At 65.5% G+C, this 21,289-nt stretch carries 27 protein-coding genes; 16 read left to right on the forward strand and 11 right to left on the reverse strand.

The annotated features are described in order from the left end of the window. Positions 1–26 precede the first annotated feature (26 nt). Positions 27–881: a carbon-nitrogen hydrolase family protein gene (locus HSX14_RS06425; protein ID WP_173173226.1), complete on the forward strand. Its 855-nt coding sequence runs from the start codon at positions 27–29 to the stop codon at positions 879–881. Further along, positions 878–2,320, forward strand: a complete 1,443-nt coding sequence (tldD, locus tag HSX14_RS06430) for a metalloprotease TldD (RefSeq protein ID WP_111263652.1) — start codon at positions 878–880, stop codon at positions 2,318–2,320. The genes HSX14_RS06425 and tldD overlap by 4 nt, the downstream gene beginning before the upstream one ends. A 58-nt stretch (positions 2,321–2,378) precedes the next feature. On the opposite strand, the gene yjgA is transcribed toward tldD, so the two are convergent. Beyond that, positions 2,379–2,900 (reverse strand): ribosome biogenesis factor YjgA, encoded by a 522-nt coding sequence (yjgA, locus tag HSX14_RS06435; RefSeq protein WP_173173224.1) that lies wholly within the window; start codon positions 2,898–2,900, stop codon positions 2,379–2,381. 144 nt (positions 2,901–3,044) lie between these two features. Between yjgA and pmbA the strand changes: the two genes are divergently transcribed. The 6 genes from pmbA (at position 3,045) to HSX14_RS06465 (ending at position 8,526) form a co-directional block, all read left to right on the forward strand. Next, the gene (gene pmbA / locus HSX14_RS06440; protein WP_173173222.1) at positions 3,045–4,391 is read left to right on the forward strand and encodes a metalloprotease PmbA; all 1,347 of its coding nucleotides are present in this window, start codon (positions 3,045–3,047) and stop codon (positions 4,389–4,391) included. A gap of 290 nt (positions 4,392–4,681) precedes the next feature. After that, positions 4,682–5,074, forward strand: coding sequence for a FagA protein (locus HSX14_RS06445; protein ID WP_173173220.1), 393 nt, complete (start codon positions 4,682–4,684; stop codon positions 5,072–5,074). Further along, entirely contained in the window at positions 5,071–6,447 is a 1,377-nt protein-coding gene (gene fumC, locus HSX14_RS06450) for a class II fumarate hydratase FumC (RefSeq protein WP_173173218.1), read from the forward strand. Before HSX14_RS06445 ends, fumC begins: the two co-directional genes overlap by 4 nt. A 53-nt stretch (positions 6,448–6,500) precedes the next feature. Then, entirely contained in the window at positions 6,501–6,947 is a 447-nt protein-coding gene (locus tag HSX14_RS06455; RefSeq protein ID WP_173173216.1) for a tetratricopeptide repeat protein, read from the forward strand. A gap of 14 nt (positions 6,948–6,961) precedes the next feature. Beyond that, positions 6,962–7,573 (forward strand): superoxide dismutase, encoded by a 612-nt coding sequence (locus HSX14_RS06460; protein WP_173173214.1) that lies wholly within the window; start codon positions 6,962–6,964, stop codon positions 7,571–7,573. Positions 7,574–7,638: 65 nt separating this feature from the next. After that, positions 7,639–8,526, forward strand: coding sequence for a ZIP family metal transporter (locus tag HSX14_RS06465; protein WP_173173589.1), 888 nt, complete (start codon positions 7,639–7,641; stop codon positions 8,524–8,526). Between the two features lie 95 nt (positions 8,527–8,621). On the opposite strand, the gene HSX14_RS06470 is transcribed toward HSX14_RS06465, so the two are convergent. From HSX14_RS06470 to HSX14_RS06515, 10 genes are all read right to left on the reverse strand, one after another. Continuing rightward, positions 8,622–8,894: an HPr family phosphocarrier protein gene (locus HSX14_RS06470; RefSeq protein ID WP_173173212.1), complete on the reverse strand. Its 273-nt coding sequence runs from the start codon at positions 8,892–8,894 to the stop codon at positions 8,622–8,624. 15 nt (positions 8,895–8,909) lie between these two features. Continuing rightward, the gene (rapZ, locus tag HSX14_RS06475) at positions 8,910–9,767 is read right to left on the reverse strand and encodes an RNase adapter RapZ (protein WP_173173210.1); all 858 of its coding nucleotides are present in this window, start codon (positions 9,765–9,767) and stop codon (positions 8,910–8,912) included. A gap of 9 nt (positions 9,768–9,776) precedes the next feature. Beyond that, a complete protein-coding gene (gene ptsN, locus HSX14_RS06480; protein WP_111262502.1) occupies positions 9,777–10,241 on the reverse strand; it encodes a PTS IIA-like nitrogen regulatory protein PtsN in 465 nt (154 codons plus the stop codon). A gap of 13 nt (positions 10,242–10,254) precedes the next feature. Next, positions 10,255–10,563: a ribosome hibernation-promoting factor, HPF/YfiA family gene (gene hpf / locus HSX14_RS06485; RefSeq protein ID WP_021217832.1), complete on the reverse strand. Its 309-nt coding sequence runs from the start codon at positions 10,561–10,563 to the stop codon at positions 10,255–10,257. Positions 10,564–10,645: 82 nt separating this feature from the next. Then, positions 10,646–12,145 (reverse strand): RNA polymerase factor sigma-54, encoded by a 1,500-nt coding sequence (locus HSX14_RS06490; RefSeq protein WP_173173208.1) that lies wholly within the window; start codon positions 12,143–12,145, stop codon positions 10,646–10,648. Between the two features lie 142 nt (positions 12,146–12,287). Next, positions 12,288–13,013 carry an LPS export ABC transporter ATP-binding protein gene (lptB, locus tag HSX14_RS06495; protein WP_173173206.1) on the reverse strand — a complete coding sequence of 242 codons (726 nt, stop codon included), beginning with the start codon at positions 13,011–13,013 and terminating at the stop codon, positions 12,288–12,290. Next, entirely contained in the window at positions 13,013–13,558 is a 546-nt protein-coding gene (gene lptA / locus HSX14_RS06500) for a lipopolysaccharide transport periplasmic protein LptA (protein ID WP_111262500.1), read from the reverse strand. Before lptA ends, lptB begins: the two co-directional genes overlap by 1 nt. Further along, entirely contained in the window at positions 13,545–14,117 is a 573-nt protein-coding gene (gene lptC / locus HSX14_RS06505; RefSeq protein WP_173173204.1) for an LPS export ABC transporter periplasmic protein LptC, read from the reverse strand. The genes lptA and lptC overlap by 14 nt, the downstream gene beginning before the upstream one ends. 9 nt (positions 14,118–14,126) lie before the next feature. Beyond that, positions 14,127–14,651 (reverse strand): KdsC family phosphatase, encoded by a 525-nt coding sequence (locus HSX14_RS06510; RefSeq protein ID WP_173173202.1) that lies wholly within the window; start codon positions 14,649–14,651, stop codon positions 14,127–14,129. Continuing rightward, positions 14,652–15,626: a KpsF/GutQ family sugar-phosphate isomerase gene (locus HSX14_RS06515; RefSeq protein ID WP_173173200.1), complete on the reverse strand. Its 975-nt coding sequence runs from the start codon at positions 15,624–15,626 to the stop codon at positions 14,652–14,654. Between the two features lie 245 nt (positions 15,627–15,871). On the opposite strand from HSX14_RS06515, the gene HSX14_RS06520 reads away from it, so the two are divergent. The 8 genes from HSX14_RS06520 (at position 15,872) to hisG (ending at position 21,264) form a co-directional block, all read left to right on the forward strand. Next, positions 15,872–16,681 carry an ATP-binding cassette domain-containing protein gene (locus tag HSX14_RS06520; RefSeq protein WP_111262496.1) on the forward strand — a complete coding sequence of 270 codons (810 nt, stop codon included), beginning with the start codon at positions 15,872–15,874 and terminating at the stop codon, positions 16,679–16,681. Next, on the forward strand, positions 16,681–17,478 hold the full coding sequence (gene mlaE / locus HSX14_RS06525) for a lipid asymmetry maintenance ABC transporter permease subunit MlaE (protein ID WP_111262495.1): 798 nt from the start codon (positions 16,681–16,683) through the stop codon (positions 17,476–17,478). Before HSX14_RS06520 ends, mlaE begins: the two co-directional genes overlap by 1 nt. Next, positions 17,478–17,945: an outer membrane lipid asymmetry maintenance protein MlaD gene (mlaD, locus tag HSX14_RS06530; RefSeq protein ID WP_021217841.1), complete on the forward strand. Its 468-nt coding sequence runs from the start codon at positions 17,478–17,480 to the stop codon at positions 17,943–17,945. The genes mlaE and mlaD overlap by 1 nt, the downstream gene beginning before the upstream one ends. 11 nt (positions 17,946–17,956) lie before the next feature. After that, entirely contained in the window at positions 17,957–18,604 is a 648-nt protein-coding gene (locus HSX14_RS06535; protein ID WP_173173198.1) for an MlaC/ttg2D family ABC transporter substrate-binding protein, read from the forward strand. Then, entirely contained in the window at positions 18,597–18,905 is a 309-nt protein-coding gene (locus HSX14_RS06540) for an STAS domain-containing protein (protein ID WP_173173196.1), read from the forward strand. The genes HSX14_RS06535 and HSX14_RS06540 overlap by 8 nt, the downstream gene beginning before the upstream one ends. 109 nt (positions 18,906–19,014) lie before the next feature. Continuing rightward, entirely contained in the window at positions 19,015–19,254 is a 240-nt protein-coding gene (locus tag HSX14_RS06545) for a BolA family protein (protein ID WP_173173194.1), read from the forward strand. 23 nt (positions 19,255–19,277) lie between these two features. Then, positions 19,278–20,543 carry a UDP-N-acetylglucosamine 1-carboxyvinyltransferase gene (murA, locus tag HSX14_RS06550; protein ID WP_043241471.1) on the forward strand — a complete coding sequence of 422 codons (1,266 nt, stop codon included), beginning with the start codon at positions 19,278–19,280 and terminating at the stop codon, positions 20,541–20,543. An 85-nt stretch (positions 20,544–20,628) separates the two neighbouring features. Then, positions 20,629–21,264 carry an ATP phosphoribosyltransferase gene (gene hisG / locus HSX14_RS06555; RefSeq protein ID WP_111262492.1) on the forward strand — a complete coding sequence of 212 codons (636 nt, stop codon included), beginning with the start codon at positions 20,629–20,631 and terminating at the stop codon, positions 21,262–21,264. The last annotated feature ends 25 nt before the right edge of the window (positions 21,265–21,289 follow it).

Genomic DNA, 21,289 nt, shown 5'->3' on the forward strand with positions numbered 1-21,289 from the left:
CGGCGACATCCGCTGTGGAGAACGCCATGAGTTTCGCGGTGATCCAGATGGTCAGCCAGGACGATGTCCTGGCCAATCTTGCAGCCGCTCGTCGCCTGCTCGAGTCTGCCGCCGGGAACGGTGCCCGCCTCGCCGTGCTGCCCGAGAACTTCGCCGCCATGGGCCGCCGCGACTACGGTGCGATCGGCCGCGCCGAGGCGCGTGGCGAAGGGCCGATCCTGCCCTGGTTGAAACGCACGGCCCGCGACCTCAGGTTATGGGTGGTCGCCGGGACCCTGCCGTTGCCGCCGGACGATGCTCCGGACGCCAAGCCCAACGCCTGTTCGCTGCTGGTGGACGACCAGGGCGAGCGGGTCGCGCGCTACGACAAGATCCACCTGTTCGATGTCGACGTGGCCGATGCCCGAGGCCGCTACCGCGAGTCGGACGACTACGCCTTCGGTGATCGCGTGGTGGTCGCCGACACCCCCGTGGGGCGGCTGGGCCTGACGGTCTGCTACGACCTGCGCTTCCCCGAGCTGTACGGGGCGCTGCGCGAGGCCGGGGCCGAGCTGATCACCGCGCCGTCGGCCTTCACGGCGGTGACCGGCGCGGCGCACTGGCAGGTGCTGGTGAGGGCCCGCGCCATCGAGACGCAGTGCTATGTGCTGGCGGCGGGGCAGGGGGGCGTTCATCCGGGGCCGCGCGAGACCTTCGGGCATTCGTCTATCGTCGACCCATGGGGTCGCGTGCTGGCCGAGCAGGCCAGCGGCGAAGCGGTACTGATGGCCAACCGTGATGCGGAGGAACAGCTGGCGGTGCGCCAGCGCATGCCGGTGACGGCACACAGAAGATTCTTGACGCCGGCCGCACCTGCGCCTGCGAGAACGGAGAAGTTATGAGCCAATTGTTGTTATCCGTCAGTGACCAGCTGCTGGCACCCGGCGGCCTCACCATCGAGCAGCTGCCGGGCGTGCTGGGCGAACTCGCCGGGCCGGGCATCGACGCTGCCGACCTGTACTTCCATGGCCAGGTCTCCGAGTCCTGGGTGCTGGAGGACGGCATCGTCAAGGACGGCAGCTTCCATCTCGACCAGGGCGTGGGCGTACGCGCGCAGTCCGGCGAGAAGACCGGCTTCGCCTACAGCAACGCCATCACCGCCGACGCCCTGGGCCAGGCGGCCCGCGCCGCACGCTCCATCGCCCGCGCCGGGCAGCAGGGCCGCGTGCAGGCTTTCGCCAGCCCCGACGTGGCGCGGCTCTACGCGCCCGACAGCCCGCTGGATGTGATCGACCGGGCGGAGAAGGTCGAGCTGCTCAAGCGCATCGACGTCGCCACCCGAGCGCTGGACCCGCGCATCAAGCAGGTCACCGTCAGCCTGGCCGGGGTCTGGGAGCACATCCTGGTCGCCGCCAGCGATGGCAGCCTGGGCGCCGACGTGCGTCCGCTGGTGCGCTTCAACGTCAGCGTCATCGTCGAACAGAACGGCCGTCGCGAGCGTGGCGGCCATGGCGGTGGCGGGCGTACCGACTACCGCTATTTCCTCCAGGAGGACCGCGCCATGGGCTACGCCCGCGAGGCGCTGCGCCAGGCACTGGTCAACCTCGAAGCCATCCCGGCGCCGGCTGGAACCCTGCCGGTGGTGATGGGGGCGGGCTGGTCCGGCGTGCTGCTTCACGAAGCGGTGGGCCACGGCCTGGAGGGCGATTTCAACCGCAAGGGCAGCTCGGCCTACAGCGGGCGGATCGGCGAGAAGGTCGCCTCCAGCCTCTGCACCATCGTCGACGACGGCACCCTGGCGGGTCGTCGTGGCTCGCTGAGCCTGGACGACGAAGGCACGCCGACCCAGTGCACCACGCTGATCGAGAACGGTGTGCTCAAGGGCTACATGCAGGACAAGCTCAATGCCCGCCTGATGGGCGTTGCGCCCACCGGCAACGGCCGTCGCGAGTCCTATGCGCACCTGCCGATGCCGCGCATGACCAACACTTACATGCTGGCGGGGGAGAGCGACCCCGAGGAGATCATCGCGTCGGTGGAGCGCGGCATCTATTGCGCCAACCTGGGCGGCGGCCAGGTGGACATCACCAGCGGCAAGTTCGTGTTCTCCACCAGCGAGGCCTACCTGATCGAGAACGGCAAGATCACTGCGCCGGTCAAGGGCGCGACCCTGATCGGCAACGGCCCGGAGGCGATGAGCCGGGTTTCCATGGTCGGCAACGACCTGGCGCTGGACAGCGGCGTGGGTACCTGCGGCAAGGATGGGCAATCGGTGCCCGTGGGCGTGGGTCAGCCGACGCTTAAGATCGATGCGATCACGGTGGGGGGGACGGGAGCCTGAGGAGGGGCGTTGGGCGCTCGAAGCCGTGTGGCTTCCGGCTTCGAGCTTCCAGCGGCCTTTAACGCAGCCCGCGCTGGGTTTCGTCCAGGTCGCGGATGTATTTGAAGACCTTGCGCGCCGCGGCCGGCGGTTTGTTACGGGCCGCTTCGTGCTGGGCATGACGGATCAGGCTGCGCAGGTGCTGGCGGTCGGTTTCCGGGTATTCGACGACGAAGGATTCCAGGGTGTCGTCGTCACCGCCGATGAGGCGATCGCGCCAGCGCTCCAGGTTGTGGAAGCGCTCGTTGTACTGGCGGGTGGAGGCGTCGAGCTGGTCGACGAGGGTGACGATGGCCTCGATGTCCTGCTCGCGCATGAGCTTGCCGATGTATTGCAGGTGGCGTTTGCGGGCGATGTGGGCCTTGTGCTTCGGCGCGTCCAGCAGGGCCTTCTGCAACGCATCGGTCAGCGGCAGCTTGGCGAGAACATCGGGTTTGAGCGTGGTCAGACGTTCACCGAGGTCCTGCAGGGCATGCAGCTCTTTCTTGACCTGGGTTTTGCTCTTCTCTCCGGAGAAGTCGTCGTCGAGGTATTCAGACATGGGGGCGATCCAGTGGGAAACGCCGCCATGATAACCAGTCGGACGGGGATTGTCCGGCCCGGCTGGCGCCGCAATGATGCGGTCCGTGGGGCGGTGCGCCGGGTGCGCCCGCCCCGTCGAAAGGTTTTGTGAACTGGAGTGGCTATGAGTGAAGTAGAAGTGGTCGGCCCGCAGGCCTTGCCCGAGTTGCAGGCACGGGTCGAACGCATCCTCGCCGAAGCCGGTCGCCAGGGTGCGACGGCCTGCGAGGTCGCGGTTTCGGTGGAGCAGGGATTGTCAACCACGGTGCGCCAGCGCGAGGTGGAGACCGTCGAGTTCAACCGCGACCAGGGCTTCGGCATCACCCTGTACGTGGGGCAGCGCAAGGGCTCGGCCAGTACCTCGGCCACCGGCGACGACGCCATCCGCGAGACGGTGGCGGCTGCGCTGGCCATCGCCAGGCACGCGTCCGAGGACGAGTGCGCCGGCCTCGCCGATCGCGGCCTGATGGCCCGCGACCTGCCGGACCTGGACCTCTACCACCCCTGGGCCATCACCCCCGAGCAGGCGGTGGAGCAGGCGCTGGTGTGCGAGGCGGCGGCCTTCGATGCCGACCCCCGCATCAGCAATGCCGATGGCACCACCCTCAGCACTCACCAGGGCTGCCGCGTCTACGGCAACAGCCACGGCTTCATCGGCGGCTATGCCAGCAGCCGGCACAGCCTGAGCTGCGTGATGATCGCCGGTGGCGAAGGGCAGATGCAGCGCGACTACTGGTATGACGTGAACCGTATCGGCACCCAGCTGACCGATGCGCAGTTCATCGGTCGTCGTGCGGCCGAGCGCACCGTCAACCGCCTGGGCGCCCGCCCGGTGCCGACATGCGAGGTGCCGGTGCTGTTCGCGGCCGAGTTGGCCACCGGGCTGTTCAGCAGCTTCCTGTCGGCGATCTCCGGCGGCAATCTCTACCGCAAGTCATCCTTCCTTGAGGACGCCCTGGGGCAACGCCTGTTCCCCGAGTGGCTGAGCATCGACGAACGCCCGCTGATACCGCGTGCCATGGCCAGCGCCTCCTTCGACAACGACGGGCTGGCGACCTACGCCAAGCCGTTCGTGGAGAAGGGCGAACTGGTCTCCTACATCCTCGGCACCTATTCCGGCCGCAAGCTGGGCCTGCCCAGCACCGCGAACGCCGGAGGCGTGCACAACCTCTTCGTCACCCACGGGCAGGAGGACCAGAAGGCGCTGCTGCGCCGCATGGACCGCGGGCTGCTGGTGACCGAGCTGATGGGGCACGGCCTGAACATGGTCACTGGCGACTACTCCCGTGGCGCGGCCGGCTACTGGGTGGAGAACGGCGAGATCCAGTTCCCCGTCCAGGAAGTCACCATCGCGGGCAACATGAAGGACATGTTCCGGCAGATCCTGGCGGTGGGCAGCGATCTCGAAGTACGCGGCAACATCCGCACCGGCTCGGTGCTGATCGAGCGCATGACGGTGGCGGGCAGCTGACCGCCGCTCCGTTTCGAAAACGCGCCCTCGTGGCGCGTTTTTTGTTTCCGCCGCGTTCGCCTTTCTGCCTCCTTTCGCGAGGCGCAGGGCGAAAGCCCCCTGTTTCCGATTTTCTGCGCCTCATGCGGATCGCGTGTGTTGGGCGGATTTGTGCAGGTTCACCCAGCGGATGACCCCAGGTTCCGCTCCATGGGCTGCGTGTCGCGCCAGGGCTTTCGCACTTTCACTTTGCAACTGTCGATAATGTTTATTATTCTCAAATACGAATATTTGCTATTTGAGGATTCGCAGTGCGGCCCCGTCTCGACGAACCCCAGGCATGCTCCGATTGGCGCTGGCTCGGCCAGCGCATCCGCTGTGCCCTGGCAGCGGACGACCCGCGCCAGTTGATGCGTTTCCTCGACGATGGCCACGAGCTGGTGGTGCATCACGGCCTGCCGGCCTGGCGCATCTTCGAAGGCAGTTTCCAGCTGCTGCTGGACAGCGCGACCGACTGCGCCCTGCCCTGGCATTGGCGCTGCCTGTGCCTCGACCACGCCTATCTACCCCTGCAAGCCCTGCGTCCGCTGGCCCGCGACCCGTTGCGTCGCCAGCGCCTGCTTGGCCTGCAGCGGCGCCTGGCGACCCTTCGCCTGGCGCCATCCTTGAGCTTCATCGAACCGGAAGAAGGACATACAGCGTGACTGACACCCGAATCGAACGCGACAGCATGGGCGAGCTGGCGGTCCCCGCCAAGGCGCTCTACGGGGCCCAGACCCAACGGGCGGTGAACAACTTCCCGGTTTCCGGACAGCGCATGCCGGCAGCCTTCATCCGCGCGTTGATCCTCGCCAAGGCGGCTGCTGCGCGGGCCAACGTCGACCTGGAGCAGATCGGCCCGGCGATGGGCGATGCCATCGTCAGCGCCTGCCAGGAGTTGCTGGCCGGTGATTTCATGGCGCACTTCCCGGTGGATGTGTTCCAGACCGGCTCGGGCACCAGTACCAACATGAACGCCAACGAGGTGATCGCCACCCTAGCCAGCCGCCTGCTGGCGGAGCAGGTCAGCCCCAACGACCACGTCAACTGCGGGCAGAGCAGCAACGACATCATCCCGTCGAGCATCCACGCCAGCGCGGCCATCGAGTTGAGCGAGCGCCTGCTGCCCGCCCTCGGTCACCTGCTCAAGGTGCTCTGCGAGAAGTCCCTTGACGTTCGACCCTACGTGAAGACCGGCCGCACCCACCTGATGGACGCCATGCCGGTGCGCATGAGCCAGGTGCTCGATGGCTGGGCCCAGCAGGTGCAAAGCAACATCGAGCACCTGCGTGCGCTGATGCCGAGCCTGCAGCAGCTGGCGCAGGGCGGTACCGCCGTCGGCACCGGGATCAATGCGCACCCGCGCTTCGCCGAGCGCTTCTGCTCCGAGCTGAACCTGCTGACCGGCCTGCAATTCACCCCGGGCAGCAACTTCTTCGCCCTGATCGGTTCCCAGGACACCGCGGTGGCCCTGTCCGGCCAGTTGAAGACCGTGGCGGTGACGCTGATGAAGATCGCCAACGACCTGCGCTGGATGAACTCCGGCCCGCTGGCGGGCCTGGCCGAGATCGAGCTGGAGGCGTTGCAGCCGGGCTCCTCGATCATGCCGGGCAAGGTCAACCCGGTGATCCCCGAAGCCACGGCCATGGTCGCCGCCCAGGTGATCGGCAATGACGCGGCGATCACGGTCGCCGGGCAGTCGGGCAACTTCGAGCTGAACGTGATGCTGCCGGTCATCGCCCACAACCTGCTGAACAGCATCCAGCTGCTGTCGAGCAGCAGCCTGTTGCTGGCCGACCGCGCGGTGGCGAGCTTCCGCGTCAATCAGCCGAAGCTGGACGAGGCGCTGTCGCGCAACCCGATCCTGGTCACCGCGCTCAACCCGATCATCGGCTACCTCAAGGCCGCCGAGATCGCCAAGCAGGCGTATCGCGAGGGCAGGGCGGTTATCGACGTAGCCCAGGAGAACACCGACCTCGGCCGCGCCGAACTGGAAAAGCTGCTCGACCCGGAGAAGCTCACCGAGGGCGGCCTCTAGCCGCGACCCGGGTGCCGCGCAGGCGGCGCCCTTCGCCCACCCGGAGGTGGCCGATGGAGTACTGGAAACGAACCATCGAGGCAGGCAACCACTGCTTCCGCGCCGGTGAATGGATCGAGGCGCGCGAGCGCTACCTGCAGGCCCTGGCCCAGGCGCAGATGCTCCTTGAGCGCTGGCCTGACCCGGACCAGGCGGTGGCGGCGTTCGTGGTCTCGCACCACAACCTGGCCGACCTGCACCTGATGCTCGGGCAGCCGGAGGAGACCGCCGAGAACCTCTGCGCCTGCCACGAGCGCCTGTTGCAGGTGCTGCGCGACCCGGGCCTGCCCGAGACATTGCGCGACGTCGCCTTGCGCCACAGCCGCTGCACCTACGGCAGCCTGTTGCAGTTCATCCAGGAGCACGGCGCCTATCCCCGCACCGATCGCCTGCTCGGCATCGCCCCTGGGCACTCGTCGCGGGCGACGCCGCACCTTGCCCGCAGCCGCTACTACCACTGAACGAGGACCCGACCATGACCTACAGCCTGCCCACGCTGCCCTACGCCTACGACGCCCTGGAGCCGCACATCGACGCGCAGACCATGGAGATCCATCACAGCAAGCACCACCAGGCGTACATCAACAACCTCAACGCCGTGCTGGAGGGCAGCCCTCTCGGGCAACTGCCCGTGGAGTCGCTGCTGCGGCGCCTGGCCGAGGTGCCCGAGCCGCTGCGCGCCGCGGTGATCAACAACGGCGGCGGCCATGCCAACCATTCGTTGTTCTGGACCGTGATGTCACCCAGTGGCGGCGGTGAGCCCCACGGCACGGTACGGACGGCCATCAAGGCCGAGCTGGGCGGGTTCGTCGCCTTCAAGGAAGCCTTCACCAAGGCGGCGCTGACGCGTTTCGGCAGTGGCTGGGCCTGGCTCAGCGTGACGCCGGACAAGCGCCTAGTGGTGGAGAGCAGCGGCAACCAGGACAGCCCGCTGATGAAGGGGCACGTGCCGATCCTCGGGCTGGACGTCTGGGAGCACGCCTATTACCTGCGCTACCAGAACCGACGCCCCGAATACATCGGTGCGTTCTACAACGTCATCGACTGGGCCGAAGTCGATCGTCGATACCGTGAGGCGATGGCCTGATGCCCGAATCCGACCTGCACGGCCTGGGCGTCGAAGAGCGCCTGCACCCGCCCGGCCGGGGCGCCATGCTGCCCCTGCTGCCGAGCGGGCTTTCCCTGCGCCAGGTCCTGGGGCTCTGTGTGATGCTCGCCGGTTGCGTGCTGCTGTGCTGGCAGGCGGTGCTGGTTGCCGAGCGTGCGCTGGAGCCCCATCTCTGGCATGCCCTGAAGTCGGGCGCGCTGTGCGCGTTGGGCACCGCAGTCGGGACCTTGCCGGTGCTGTTCATGCGCAGCATCTCGGCGCGTACCTCCGACACCCTGCTGGGTTTCGGTGCCGGTGTGATGCTGGCGGCGACGGTGTTCTCGTTGCTGATCCCCGGCCTCGAGTCTGCCGGGCAGCTGGGCTTCTCCCGCTGGTCGGCGGGGTTCCTGATGAGCCTCGGCCTGTTGTTGGGCGCCAGTGCACTGTTCGGCCTTGGCAGGTTGTTGCCGGAGCGGCAGCTGGAGGTCGACACGCGAACCGATCGCCTGGTGCTGGCGCCGCGCATCCTGTTGTTCGTCATCGCCATCGTCCTGCACAACATCCCCGAGGGCATGGCCGTGGGGGTGGCAGCGGGCGCCGGGCTGGCGGGTGCGGATGGCCTGGCATTGGGCATCGCGCTGCAGGACCTGCCGGAGGGGCTGATCATTTCCTTGGTATTGGCGGGGGCGGGTATGTCACGGGGCTGGGCGATGCTGATCGGTGCGGCATCCGGGGTGGTCGAGCCGCTGTTCGCGTTGCTTTGCGCCTGGCTGGTGCAGGTGTCGGTGCTGCTGTTGCCCTGGGGCCTGGCCTTGGCGGCGGGAGCGATGCTGTTCGCGGTGACCCACGAAATCATTCCGGAGTGCCACCGCAAGGGGCATGAGACCGCCGCGAGCCTGGGGCTGGCGGCGGGCTTCTGTCTGATGATGGTGCTGGATACGGCGCTGGCCTGATCGGCCGATGCTTCAGGCGGCGACGCAGTGAGGCGTCGCGCGGCGGTGTGTCCGCTTGCGCTGCGTGCCTGGCGCCGCCGGGTGGAGGCCTGTCTTCACTCGCCTTCGTCGAAGCGATTGTTGATCAGTTCGATCAGCGCGTTGAGCGCATCGTCGTCCTGCTCGCCTTCGGTGTGCAGGTGGATGGCGGTGCCCTTGCCTGCGGCGAGCATCATCACGGCCATGATGCTCTTGCCGTCCACCAGGCTTTCCGGGTTGCGACCGACGCGGATCTGGCAGGGATAGCGGCCGGCGACGCCGACGAACTTGGCGGCGGCACGGGCATGCAGCCCCAGTTTGTTGATGATGGTGATTTCACAGGCTGGCATCGCGGCGGGGATCCTTTAACTGAGGTCGCGGTGGCGAACCTGGACGTTCTTCAGGTTGGGTTTGAGTGCCTGCCCGAGGCGTTCGGCCAGGTACACGGAGCGGTGGTGGCCGCCGGTGCAGCCGATGGCGACGGTGACATAGGCGCGGTTGCTGGCGGCGAAGCGCGGCAGCCATTTGTTCAGGTAGCCGAGGATGTCCTGGTACATCTCCTCGACATCCGGCTGGGCGGCTAGGTATTCGGCGACGACGGCATCCTGGCCGGAGTGGTCGCGCAGCTCGGGCTTCCAATAGGGGTTGGGCAGGCAACGCACGTCGAATACCAGGTCGGCGTCGACCGGCATGCCGCGTTTGAAACCGAAGGATTCGACGAGGAAGGCGGTTCCCGGCTCGGGCTTGTTCAGCAGGCGCAGCTTGATGCTGTCGCGCAGCTGGTAGAGGTTGAGGTGGGTGGTATCGATCTTCAGATCGGCCAGGTCCGAAATGGGCGCGAGCAGCTTCGACTCGTCGAGGATGGCTTCGGCCAGGGAGCGGTCTTCGTTGGTCAGCGGGTGTCGCCGGCGGGTTTCGGAGAAGCGCTTGAGCAGGGTCTCGTCATCCGCGTCCAGGTACAGCACGTCGCACTGGATATGGCGCGCGCGGGCCTCTTCGAGCAATTCGGGGAAGCGCTTGAGCTGGCTGGGCAGGTTGCGCGCGTCGATGGACACGGCGACCTGCGGATGCAGCAGCTCGGTCTGCAGCAGGGCGCGTTCGGCCAGTTCGGGGAGGAGGCCGGCGGGCAGGTTGTCGATGCAGTAGAAGCCGTTGTCCTCGAGGACATCGAGGGCGGTGCTCTTGCCTGAGCCTGAACGGCCGCTGACGATGATCAGGCGCATGGCAAGGTCCTAGCGTCCGTTCTGGACGTCCACTACCACCTGATACAGGCTGTCGCTGCTCTGCGCCACGCGCAGGCGGTCGCGCACTTCGGTGCGGTCCAGCATGCTGGCGATCTGGCGGAGCAATTCCAGGTGCTCGTCGGTGGCGGCTTCGGGGACCAGCAGTACGAACAGCAGGTCCACCGGGGCGCCGTCGATGGCGTCGAAGTCGACGGGGGCCTCCAGGCGCAGCACGGCGCTGATGGGCGCGGCGCAGCCGGGAAGCCGGCAATGGGGGATGGCGATACCGTTGCCGAAACCTGTCGAGCCGAGTTTCTCCCGGGCGATCAGGCTTTCGAAGATATCTTGCGAGTCGAGGTCGGGAAGTTCGCGAGCAACCAGGTTGGCGATCTGTTCCAGGACACGTTTTTTGCTGCCGCCCGGCACGTTCACGAGGGAACGGCCGGGGGTCAGGATTTGCTCAAGTCGGATCATAGGAAGGGGAATGTCAGCGGGCGGTTGCGCCCTGCTGGCGGTTCAGCTGCTTTTCCTTGTGTTTGATCAGTTGGCGGTCGAGTTTGTCCGTAAGCAGGTCGATGGCCGCGTACATGTCTTCATGCTCCGCATTGGCCACGACCTCACCACCGGCGATGTGCAGGGTGGCTTCGATCTTCTGCTTCAGTTTCTCCACCTGCATGATCACCTGCACATTGGTGATCTTGTCGAAGTGGCGCTCCAGTCTGTCGAACTTCTCGACGACATAGTCGCGCAGGGCGTCGGTCACATCCAGTTGATGTCCACTGATGTTGACTTGCATACCGCTTTCTCCTTATTGCCCGTGTGTAAGAGACAGGCTAACGGGCCTGCCACCGGAACACTTTGGCGTGGATCAATCCGCGTCACATCAGCCGCTTGCGTTCGCTGGAAGGCGCTATCCCGAGGGATTCCCGGTACTTGGCGACTGTGCGGCGGGCCACTTGGATACCCTGTGCTTCCAGTAAACCAGCGATCTTGCTGTCGCTCAACGGCTTTTTGGCATTTTCCGCAGCGACCAGTTTCTTGATGATCGCGCGGATGGCGGTGGACGAGCATTCACCGCCTTCGGAGGTGCTGACGTGGCTGGAGAAGAAGTATTTCAGCTCGTATATGCCACGGGGGGTGTGCATGAATTTCTGGGTGGTGACGCGCGAAATGGTCGACTCGTGCATGCCCACCGCTTCGGCAATGTCATGCAGTACCAGAGGCTTCATCGCCTCGTCGCCGTACTCGAGGAAACCGCGCTGGTGCTCGACGATCTGGGTCGCCACCTTCATCAGGGTCTCGTTGCGGCTTTGCAGGCTCTTGATGAACCAGCGTGCTTCCTGCAGCTGGTTGCGCATGAAGGTGTTGTCGGCACTCGAGTCTGCCCGGCGGACGAAGCCGGCGTAGTGCGGGTTCACGCGCAGGCGAGGGACGGCTTCCTGGTTCAGCTCCACCAGCCAGCGCTCGTTGTGCTTGCGCACGATGACATCCGGCACGACGTATTCGGGTTCGCTGGCCTCGATCTGCGAGCCGGGACGCGGATTGAGGCCCTGGATCAGCTCGATCACCTGGCGCAGCTCGTCTTCCTTGAGCTTCATGCGGCGCATCAGCTGGCTGTAGTCGCGACTGCCCAGCAGGTCGAGATAGTCGCCCGCCAGGCGCTGCGCTTCGCTCAGCCAGGGAGTCTTAGGCGGCAACTGGCGCAGTTGCAGGAGCAGGCATTCGCGCAGGTCGCGAGCGCCGACACCCGCCGGCTCGAACTGCTGGATACGGCGCAGGACAACCTCGACTTCGTCGAGCTCGATCTCGAGTTCGGGGTCGAAGGCCTCCACAACTTCCTCGAGGGTTTCCTCCAGGTAGCCGTCATTGTTGATGCAGTCGATGAGGGTGACGCCGATCAGGCGATCGGTATCGGACATGGGCGCCAGGTTGAGCTGCCACAGCAGGTGGCTCTGCAGGCTCTCGCCGACCGAGGTGCGGGAGGTGAAATCCCACTCGTCGTCGTCGGAGCTGGGCAGGCTGCTGGCGCTGGTCTGGTAGACATCTTCCCAGGCGGTGTCGACGGGCAGCTCGCTGGGGATGCGCTCGTGCCATTCCCCGTCTTCGAGGCTTTCGCTCTCGGAAGTGGGGACGCTGGATTCCTGGAAGCTGGATTCCTGGCTGGCGGAGTTGGGCTGCTGCTCGCTTTCGGCCATGGGGTCGGAGTTGTCGAAGTCCTCTCCTTCCTCCTGGCGTTCAAGCATGGGATTGGACTCCAGCGCCTCCTGGATTTCCTGCTGCAGATCCAGGGTGGACAGTTGGAGTAGGCGGATGGCCTGTTGCAGCTGCGGGGTCATCGTCAGCTGCTGGCCCATCTTCAGGACTAGCGATGGTTTCATGGCAGGGGGCTTAGCACCTTATTCGCCGGCGCGCATGCGCCATCCACTACAGGGCGCCGAGGCGCCACCAGGAAGCAAATTATATGCCTGACCTTGAATGATTTTTCTACTGCTCGCAACTTCTGCGTGCAAGGGCTGGCCTTCAGAGGCGGAATTCGTGCCCCAGGTAGACTTCCTTGACCAGTTGGTTGGCCAGGATCTCTTCCGCACTGCCTTCGGCGATGAGTTGGCCGTCATTCACGATGTAGGCGGTTTCGCAGATATCCAGGGTCTCGCGGACGTTGTGGTCGGTGATCAGCACGCCGATCCCCTTCGCCTTGAGGTGGTGGATGATCTGCTTGATGTCGCCCACGGAGATGGGGTCGACACCGGCAAAGGGTTCGTCGAGCAGGATGAACTTGGGGGCGGTGGCCAGGGCGCGGGCGATCTCGACGCGGCGGCGCTCACCACCGGACAGGCTCATGCCGATGCTGTCGCGGATGTGGCTGATGTGGAATTCCTGGAGCAGGCTCTCCAGCTCGCGATGGCGGCCGGCGCGGTCGAGTTCCTTGCGGGTCTCGAGGATGGCCATGATGTTGTCGGCCACGCTGAGCTTGCGGAAGATCGAGGCTTCCTGAGGCAGGTAGCCGATGCCGGCGCGGGCGCGGCCGTGCATGGGCTGGTGGGTGACGTCCTGCTGATCGATCAGTACGCGGCCCTGGTCGGCCTTCACCAGGCCCACGATCATGTAGAAGCAGGTGGTCTTGCCGGCGCCGTTGGGGCCGAGCAGGCCGACGATCTGGCCGCTGTCGATGGACAGGCTGACATCACGTACCACCTGGCGGCTCCTGTAGCTCTTCGCCAGGTGCTGGGCTTTGAGGGTCGCCATTACTGTGCTTGTCCCGCTTGCTGCTCTTTCTTCTTCGGCTGGATGACCATGTCGATGCGTGGGCGCGGGGTGCCGACATTGGTGCCGGTGGCGCGACCTGCGTTGACGATCTGGCGCTGGGTGTCGTAGACGATCTTCTCGCCTTCGAAGGTGTTGCCTTCCTGGATCACCTTGGCCTGGTCGATCAGCACGATGCGCTCGTTGGCGGCGAAGTACTGGATGGTCATGCCGTATGCCTTGACGATCTGCTTGTCCACCGCAGGCTTCTGCTCGTAGTAGGCAGGTTTGCCGACCGAGGTGAAGACCTCCAGCTCGCCCTGGGCGTTCTGGGTGATGGTCACGGTGTCGCCGGTGATCTTCAGGGTGCCCTGGGTGATCACGACATCACCGCGATAGACCGCCACGCCTTGCTTGTCGTCGAGTTCGGCGCTGTCGGCCTGGACCCGGATCGGCTGATCACGGTCGCTGGGCAGCGCCCAGGCGCTGGCACTTCCGAGTGCAGCACCCAGGCTGAGCAGTAGGGGGAGGGTTTTAACGAACCTCATGCTGGCCTCTTACGTTGGACTGCAGGATCATCCTGCTGTCATTCAAGTACGCTTTCATTCCTTGTGCCGTGGTAACCCCGTTGGCGGCGTCGATTCTAACGGCTTGCTGGGTTTCCGCATATTGCTTGTCCGGGAACACGGTCAGGCGGCTGGTGGTGAGAATGGTCGGCCGGCCCTTGGCATCGGTGCGTGCCACGCGGACCTTGTCGATCAGTTCCACCTGCTCCCCTTCGGGGCTGACTTCGCCGCGCTCGCTCTGCACGTGCCAGGGGAATTCGGTGCCGCGGTAGAGCTGCAGGTCCGGATTGGTCAGCAGCGTCACGTCGCTGGCCTTGACGTGTTCCAGCTTGGCGGCAGTCATTTCATAGTGACGCTTGCCGTCTTCCTGGTACTGCACGCTGGAGGCATTGACCACGTAGAAGTCGATGGCGTTCTCGTCCGCCTGTGCGCTGGCCTGGCGCTCCATGAAGCTTTCCGGGCGGATGTTCCAGTAGCCCAGCGCGATCAGCAGGGCGGCGACCGGGATCAGGATCAGGGCGAGGCGGAAGTTCTTCGACATGTTCTGGACCTAGAGGTAGGCGGCCTGCGCAGCGTCGAGGCTGCCCTGGGCGCGCATGATCAGTTCGCAGAATTCGCGTGCGGCGCCTTCGCCACCGCGTGCCTGGGTGGTGCCGTGGGCGTGCTGGCGGACGAAGCCGTCGGCGCTGGCGACGGCCATGCCGAGGCCCACGCGGCGGATCACCGGCAGGTCGGGCAGGTCATCGCCGAGGTAGGCGACCTGCTGGTAGTCCAGGCCCAGCTCCGCGAGCAGTTCGTCGAGCACCGCCATCTTGTCCTCGCGGCCCTGGTAGAGGTGCTGGATGCCGAGGTTGCGGGCGCGGCGCTCGACCACCGGGGTGCTGCGGCCGGAGATGATCGCGGTGCGTACGCCGGAGTTGATCAGCATCTTGATGCCGTGGCCATCCAGGGTATTGAAGGTCTTGAATTCGCTGCCATCGACCAGGAAGTAGAGCTTGCCGTCGGTGAGTACGCCATCGACGTCGAAGACCGCCAGGCGGATGCCCTTGGCGCGTTGCAGCAGGTCGTCGCTCATTCAGATCACCCCGGCGCGGGTCAGGTCGTGGATGTGCAGGGCGCCGATGGGGGTGTCGTTGTCGTCCACCACCACCAGTACGTTGATCTTGTGGTCGTCCATGATCTTCAGGGCTTCGGCGGCGAGCATCTCGGCCCGCACGGTCTTGCCGTGTGCCGTCATCACGTCGTCGATGCTGGCCTGGCGCACGTCCACGCCCTTGTCCAGGGTGCGGCGCAGGTCGCCGTCGGTGAAGATCCCGGCCAGCCTGCCGTCGGTCTCCAGCACGGCGGTCATGCCCAGGCCCTTGCGGGTCATTTCCAGCAGCGCATCGCGCAGCGAGGTGCCGCGCTCGACGCGGGGCAGGCTGTCGCCGCCGTGCATGATGTTCTCGACCTTCAGCAGCAGGCGGCGGCCCAGGGCGCCACCGGGATGGGAGAAGGCGAAGTCCTCGGCGGTGAACCCACGGGCCTCCAGCAGGGCGATGGCCAGGGCGTCGCCCAGTACCAGCGATGCGGTGGTGGAGGAGGTCGGGGCCAGGTTCAGCGGGCAGGCTTCGTGCTCGACGCGGGCGTCTAGATTGGCTTCGGCGGCCTTGGCCAGCGGCGACTGCGGATTGCCGGTCATGCTGATGAGGGTGATGCCGAGGCGCTTGATCAGGGGCAGCAGGGTGACGATCTCGGCGGTGGAGCCCGAGTTCGACAGGGCCAGCACCACATCGTCCGGGGTGATCATGCCCATGTCGCCGTGGCTGGCCTCGGCGGGGTGGACGAAGAAGGCGGGCGTGCCGGTGCTGGCCAGGGTCGCGGCGACCTTCTTGCCGATGTGGCCGGACTTGCCCATGCCCACCACCACCACGCGGCCCTTGCAGGCGAGGATCAGCTCGCAGGCACGGACGAAGTCGGCGTCGATCCTGCCGAGCAGGGTGTCGATGGCTTCACGTTCCAGGCGGATGGTGCGGTGTGCGGATTGGATCAGATCGCTGGACTGGCTCATGTCGAGAGTGCAGTTGCCGAGGAAAAGGCGGGGATTATACCGGCAAAGAGTCGTTCGCTCACCCTTCATTGCATGCCCCGGTGGAGAAACCTGTCTCAGGCCTGAACAATGGGGCGCTGCGGCCTTGGGTGGCATTGTGCTGCGATGCTATAGTTCGCCGCCTGTTCGGCCACCCCTCAGGCATCGTGTCCCGGCTGCCGGAGGCGACGTCTTCAGCAGGGATGGCCGCATCGCAAGGAGTACAGATGAGCGCTGATAACGCTTACGCCGTCGAGTTGAAGGGCGTCACCTTCAATCGCGGCACACGCAGTATTTTCCAGAACGTCGATATCCGTATCCCGCGTGGCAAGGTCACCGGGATCATGGGGCCGTCCGGCTGTGGCAAGACCACCCTGCTGCGCCTCATCGCCGCGCAGCTCAAGCCAGCGGCTGGAGAGGTCTGGGTCAACGGTCAGAACCTGCCGACGCTGTCCCGGGCCGACCTGTTCGACATGCGCAAGCAGTTCGGCGTGCTGTTCCAGAGCGGTGCGCTGTTCACCGATCTCGATGTGTTCGAGAACGTCGCCTTCCCGCTTCGGGTGCATACCAAGCTGCCCGAGGAAATGATTCGTGACATTGTCCTGATGAAGCTGCAGGCGGTCGGCCTGCGCGGCGCCATCGACCTGATGCCCGACGAACTCTCCGGTGGCATGAAGCGCCGTGTGGCCCTGGCCCGCGCCATCGCACTGGACCCGCAGATCCTCATGTACGACGAGCCTTTCGTCGGTCAGGACCCCATCGCCATGGGCGTACTGGTGCGGCTCATCCGCCTCCTCAACGATGCCCTGGGCATCACCAGCATCGTGGTCTCCCATGACCTGGCGGAAACCGCCAGCATCGCCGACTACATCTATGTGGTGGGGGATGCCCAGGTGCTGGGGCAGGGGACCCCCGCCGAGCTCATGGAGTCGGATAACCCGAGGATCCGCCAGTTCATGAAAGGCATCCCCGACGGGCCGGTGCCCTTTCACTTCCCGGCACCCGATTACCGCAACGATTTGCTGGGAGAGCGTTGATGCGCAAGAAGTCTCCGCTCGAGCGCATCCGCCTGCTCGGGCGTGCCGGCCTGGACGTCGTCGAGGCGCTGGGCCGTTCCACCCTGTTCCTGCTGCGTGCGCTGTTCGGCCGTACCGGCACCGGCGCGGGTTTCCAGCTGCTGGTCAAGCAACTGTATTTCGTCGGCGTGCTGTCGCTGCCGATCATCGTCGTGTCCGGTGTCTTCATCGGCATGGTGCTGGCCTTGCAGGGCTACAACATCCTGGTGGAGTACGGCTCCGAGCAGGCGGTCGGCCAGATGGTCGCACTGACCTTGCTGCGTGAGCTGGGGCCCGTGGTCACCGCGCTGCTGTTCGCCGGGCGTGCCGGTTCCGCGCTGGCGGCCGAGATCGGCAACATGAAGTCCACCGAGCAGCTCTCCAGCCTGGAGATGATCGGCGTCGACCCGCTCAAGTACATCATCGCCCCGCGGCTCTGGGCCGGCTTCATCTCCATGCCGTTGCTGGCGATGATCTTCAGCGTGGTGGGAATCTGGGGCGGTGCGATGGTCGCCGTCGATTGGCTGGGGGTCTACGATGGCTCCTTCTGGGCCAACATGCAGAACAGTGTCGAATTCACCGAAGATGTGCTGAATGGCGTGCTGAAAAGCGTGGTCTTCGCCTTCGTGGTGACCTGGATCGCCGTGTTCCAGGGTTATGACTGCGAGCCGACCTCCGAAGGGATCAGCCGCGCAACGACTAAAACCGTGGTCTATGCCTCGCTGGCCGTGCTGGGGCTCGACTTCATCCTGACCGCCTTGATGTTTGGAGATTTCTGATGCAAATCCGCACCCTGGAAATTGGTGTCGGCCTGTTCCTCCTGGCCGGGTTGCTCGCCCTGCTGCTCCTGGCGTTGCGCGTGAGCGGCCTGTCGGTCGGTGGCGCCAGCGAAACCTATAAGGTCTATGCGCATTTCGACAATATCGCCGGTTTGACTGTCAGAGCAAAAGTGACCATGGCCGGTGTGACCATCGGCAAGGTCACCGCCATCGATCTGGACCGCGAAAGCTACACCGGCAGGGTCACCATGGAGCTGGAGAAGCGCGTCGACAACCTGCCGACCGATTCCACCGCTTCCATCCTCACTGCCGGCCTGCTGGGCGAGAAGTACATCGGCATCAGCGTCGGCGGCGACGACCAGCTGCTGAAGGACGGCGGCACCATCCGCGACACCCAGTCCGCGCTGGTGCTGGAAGACCTGATCGGCAAGTTCCTGCTCAACACGGTGAATAAGGAAAGCAAGTGAGGACCTTCGACATGATCAAAGCAATGCGTAACGGCCTGCTGGTTCTGCTCGCCGCGCTGCCCCTGCTGGCCAACGCGGCGCCGAGCGCGCGCGATGTGGTGCAGCAGACCACCGACAAGCTGCTCAGCGACCTCAAGGCCAACAAGCAGCAGTACCGCAGCAACCCGGGCGCCTTCTACGATGCGCTGAACAATATCCTCGGTCCGGTGGTGGATGCCGATGGCATCTCCCGCAGCATCATGACGGTCAAGTACTCGCGCAAGGCGACCCCGGAGCAGATGACCCGCTTCCAGGAGAACTTCAAGCGCAGCCTGATGCAGTTCTACGGCAACGCCCTCTTGGAGTACGACAACCAGGACATCCGCGTGCTGCCCGCCAAGCAGGAAGATCCCGAGCGCACCAGCGTCGGCATGGAAGTGAAGGACAGCAAGGGCACGGTCTATCCGGTGTCCTACACCATGGTCAACCTTGATGGCCAGTGGATGCTGCGCAACGTGATCATCAACGGCATCAACATCGGCAAGCTGTTCCGCGACCAGTTCGCCGACACCATGCAGAAGAACGGCAACGACCTGGACAAGACCATCGACGGCTGGGCCGAGGTGGTGGCCAAGGCCAAGCAGACCGAGGAAGGCCAGAAGGCCGCCGGTCATGAGTGACGCAACCCTCAGCGCCGGCACCGGCGGGGAGTTGAAGCTCTCCGGCGTGCTGGACTTCCGTAGCGGCCCCGAATTGCGCGAGACCGGCGCCCGGCTGATCCGCGAGCACGGCCTGGGCGACCTGGTGCTGGACTGCTCCGGTGTCGAGAAGTCCAGCAGCGTCGGCCTGTCGCTGCTGCTGGCCTTCATGCGGGATGCACGCAAGGCCGGCAAGACGCTGAGCATCCGCGCATTGCCCGAGGACATGCGGCAGATCGCCGGCGTCTCCGGGCTCGACGAGCTGCTGCCGCTGGAAGTGTGAAAGACGTCGAAAGCCCTCCGTCAGACCTTGCTCGCGCGGGGTTCGCAGGCGGAGGGCTTTTTTGTATCATGGCCGACCCGCGCGCGTAGGGCGCCGATTGAGGTTGAGCATGCAGGCCGTAGAAGTGAAAAGCCTCCTGGAGGCGAAGCTGCCCGGAACCGAGGTGGTAGTTGAAGGGGAAGGCTGCAACTTCCAGTTGAATCTGATCAGCGACGAGCTGGCCGGCATGAGCCCGGTCAAGCGCCAGCAGCAGGTTTATGCCCATCTGAACGCCTGGATCGCCGATGGCAGCATCCACGCGGTCACCATGAAATTCTTCAGCCTCGCTGGCTGGGCCGAGCGTTCCTGAGCCTACGGGCGACGAGATTCCAAATGGACAAACTGATTATTACCGGCGGCCAACGCCTCGATGGCGAAATCCGTATTTCGGGCGCCAAGAACTCGGCCCTGCCGATCCTAGCGGCCACCCTGCTGGCCGATACCCCGGTCACCGTGTGCAACCTGCCGCACCTGCACGACATCACCACCATGATCGAGCTCTTCGGTCGCATGGGCGTGCAGCCGGTGATCGACGAGAAGCTCAGCGTCGAAGTCGACGCCAGCACCATCAAGACCCTGGTCGCGCCCTACGAGCTGGTGAAGACCATGCGCGCCTCGATCCTGGTGCTCGGCCCGATGGTCGCGCGCTTCGGTGAAGCCGAAGTGGCGCTGCCCGGCGGCTGCGCCATCGGCTCCCGCCCGGTCGACCTGCACATCCGCGGCCTCGAGGCCATGGGCGCGCTGATCGACGTCGACGGCGGCTACATCAAGGCCCGGGCACCGGCCGGTGGCCTGCGTGGCGCGCACTTCTTCTTCGATACCGTCAGCGTGACCGGTACCGAGAACATCATGATGGCCGCCACCCTGGCCAACGGCCGTACCGTGCTGGAAAACGCCGCACGCGAGCCGGAAGTGGTCGACCTGGCCAACTGCCTGATCGCCATGGGCGCGCAGATCCAGGGCGCCGGTACCGACACCATCATCATCGACGGCGTGAAGCGCCTCGGCGGCGCGCGCTACAGCGTGATGCCCGACCGCATCGAGACCGGCACCTACCTGGTGGCCGCCGCTTCCACCGGTGGCCGCGTCAAGCTCAAGGACACCGATCCGACCATCCTCGAATCCGTGCTGCTGAAGCTGGAAGAGGCCGGTGCCCACATCAGCACCGGCAACAACTGGATCGAGCTGGACATGAAGGGCAACCGCCCCAAAGCGGTCAACGTGCGCACCGCGCCGTACCCGGCGTTCCCCACCGACATGCAGGCCCAGTTCATTTCCATGAACGCCGTGGCCGAAGGCACCGGTGCGGTCATCGAGACCGTGTTCGAAAACCGCTTCATGCACGTCTACGAGATGAACCGCATGGGTGCGCAGATCCTGGTCGAGGGCAACACCGCCATCGTCACCGGCGTTCCGCAGCTCAAGGGCGCTCCGGTCATGGCCACCGACCTGCGGGCGTCCGCCAGCCTGGTCATCGCCGGCCTGGTCGCCGAGGGCGACACCCTGATCGACCGCATCTACCACATCGACCGTGGTTACGAGTGCATCGAGGAAAAACTGCAGCTGCTCGGCGCCAAGATCCGCCGCGTGCCGGGTTAGGTGACGCTCGGGCCGACCATTGCCGGTCGGCCCGCACGCTCCCTCAAGGGCCCGCAGAGGGCCGAAGCCAAGGACATCCAGTTCCATGCTCACCATCGCGTTATCCAAGGGCCGCATCCTCGACGACACCCTGCCGCTGCTGGCGGAAGCGGGCATCGTCCCCACCGAGAACCCGGACAAGAGCCGCAAGCTGATCATCCCCACCACCCAGGATGACGTGCGCCTGCTGATCGTCCGTGCCACCGACGTGCCGACCTATGTCGAGCATGGCGCGGCGGACCTCGGCGTGGCCGGCAAGGATGTGCTGATGGAGTACGGCGGCCAGGGCCTGTACGAGCCCCTGGACCTGCGCATCGCCCGTTGCAAGCTGATGACCGCCGGCGCGGTCGGCGTGCCCGAACCCAAGGGGCGCCTGCGCGTGGCCACCAAGTTCGTCAACGTCGCCAAGCGCTACTACGCCGAACAGGGTCGCCAGGTCGAAGTGATCAAGCTCTACGGTTCCATGGAGCTGGCCCCGCTGGTCGGCCTGGCCGACAAGATCATCGACGTGGTCGACACCGGCAACACCCTGCGTGCCAATGGCCTGGAACCCCAGGAACTGATCGCCACCATCAGCTCCCGCCTGGTGGTCAACAAGGCCTCGATGAAGATGCAGCACGCCCGTATCCAGGCGCTGATCGACACCCTGCGCCAGGCGGTCGAGTCGCGACACCACGACTGACACCCGTGCGGCCCCGGCCGCACCC

Source organism: Pseudomonas tohonis, from assembly GCF_012767755.2.
GTDB classification, from domain to species: Bacteria; Pseudomonadota; Gammaproteobacteria; order Pseudomonadales; family Pseudomonadaceae; genus Metapseudomonas; species Metapseudomonas tohonis.